Raw genomic sequence first — 1604 nt, 5'->3', positions numbered from 1 at the left:
CATCGGCTGTGACGATCAACTGGCGCTAGGAATCGCTAGGGTTTGAGGGCGGGCAACCTCCCAGGAACACGCGGCCGGCTCGCCTTGGTATCCATGCTCAAGCTGAAGGGCAACCTTAAGACCTTGACCGGAGCCCGGTCGCATCATCGACACGCACTATCGGGCACGGGTTTTGCTGCTACGGCCAGTCAGCAACCTACATAAATAAAGCAAAGCCTGTGCCCGATAGCCGCAGCCGATCAACCGGCGCCCGCGGTCAGGGCAACCCCTTGACGCACCCGCGCCCGCCGACTGATGATGGTTCTGCCGCTCCCCATGGGCGGCCGGGATTAGACCCCCGGACAGCATGAGGCCCAAAGGCCGCGCAAGCGGTTTTTTCGTGCCTGCCCTTCTATGGCGGGGACGTGTGGGGGAGCCGCAAGGCTCGCCGGTTCCTTGTGCCCGGTAGGTCTAACCCTGTACGTTCCCGTCGCCACCCCCGATTAGACCCGGAAGCGGCGGTTCCGACATCAGCACAGGAACCCATCATGCCCACTACATCCGCCCCGACTGCCGACCTGAATGAAACCCTACGCCAGATCGACGCGGCTACGCTTTTTCTGGCCAATGACCTGAACGCGGAAGTCGAGGGACACGACCCGACAACCCCGAAGTACCGCGCCGCCATGGCCGACTTGGTGCGAGCCCTCGCACGTCAGGCCCGAGACGAGTATGAGGTTGAAGCGGAGTGGCACCGGACAACCGCCGACAGTGCCACCGATACCCGCCCCCTTGACCTGTGCGATGTAGCCCACGACACCGCGGCCCAGCTACGCCTGTTGTCCCATATCGAAGCGGGCGACGTAAGCGGTAGCGCCGCGCTGGGGATGAGCGCGATCTTGGGGCGCTTAGCTGACGACCTGGATACCGCCGCCGCGGAGGTTCAGCCATGAGTGCCCCGGACCTTACCCGTATGCGCTTGCTGAACCGCGCCCGCTCTATTGGCGCCGCGCTGGAAGGCATTCAGACGATTGCCGAACTCCTCTGCCGCGCCCAGTGCCACCGGGAGACCTACGGCGACACGCCGGGGGCGGAATCCCTCACCCCAGCCCAGACGGCCGCCCTGATCGCGACCGTTGCCGTCTTGGCTGAAAATGCCCACGTCGATATTGCGAGCGTCATTGATCCCGACGATCCCATCGGCGCCGATGGGGTGATGACATGGGGGGCGCTGGATCATCGGTGCCCGACCACCGAGGCCGCAGCATGAGCCCCCTCGCCCTGGTGCCTACCCTGCGTGCTGGCCGTCCAGCCGGCGCCCTGACCCTGGCCGACCTGGAGGCGGTTGGACGCGCTGAGGTCCGCGCCCACCTGGCGGCCGTGTCTAGCGTGCCCGTGCGGTCCTCTCCCGCCGCGGTTGGCGTGACCCTGACCCGCGCGGCGGATATCGCCCCGGAACCGATTGCATGGATCTGGGATGGTTGGCTCGCCCGCGGCAAAGTGCACCTGATCGCGGGCGCTCCCGGTACCGGCAAGACCACGCTCGGGTTAGCCTTCGCCGCCGTCCTGACCCGTGGTGGACGCTGGCCGGACGGCACCACGGCGCCGCGCGGGGACGTGGCCGT

Annotated in this window: 3 protein-coding genes; all 3 read left to right on the top strand. The window is 66.7% G+C overall.

The window, feature by feature from the left end; all coding sequences use genetic code 11:
- Positions 1 to 527 precede the first annotated feature (527 nt).
- Positions 528 to 932: a hypothetical protein gene (locus tag QZY03_RS07655; protein WP_295579780.1), complete on the top strand. Its 405-nt coding sequence runs from the start codon at positions 528 to 530 to the stop codon at positions 930 to 932.
- The gene (locus QZY03_RS07650; protein ID WP_295579777.1) at positions 929 to 1249 is read left to right on the top strand and encodes a hypothetical protein; all 321 of its coding nucleotides are present in this window, start codon (positions 929 to 931) and stop codon (positions 1247 to 1249) included. The genes QZY03_RS07655 and QZY03_RS07650 overlap by 4 nt, the downstream gene beginning before the upstream one ends.
- Positions 1246 to 1604 (top strand): AAA family ATPase (locus tag QZY03_RS07645; protein WP_295579775.1); only part of this gene is annotated, 359 nt, incomplete at its 3' end. The genes QZY03_RS07650 and QZY03_RS07645, both read left to right, overlap by 4 nt.

The sequence above is a fragment of the uncultured Lamprocystis sp. genome, assembly GCF_903933125.1.
Taxonomy (GTDB): Bacteria; Pseudomonadota; Gammaproteobacteria; order Chromatiales; family Chromatiaceae; genus Thiodictyon.
This window is presented reverse-complemented; position numbering and strand designations above follow the sequence as displayed.

Bases quoted from the DNA above. Each gene is read 5' to 3' on its own strand.
- QZY03_RS07650 (WP_295579777.1), top strand. From the start codon at position 929: ATGAGTGCCCCGGACCTTACCCGTATGCGCTTGCTGAACCGCGCCCGC.
- QZY03_RS07655 (WP_295579780.1), top strand. From the start codon at position 528: ATGCCCACTACATCCGCCCCGACTGCCGACCTGAATGAAACCCTACGC.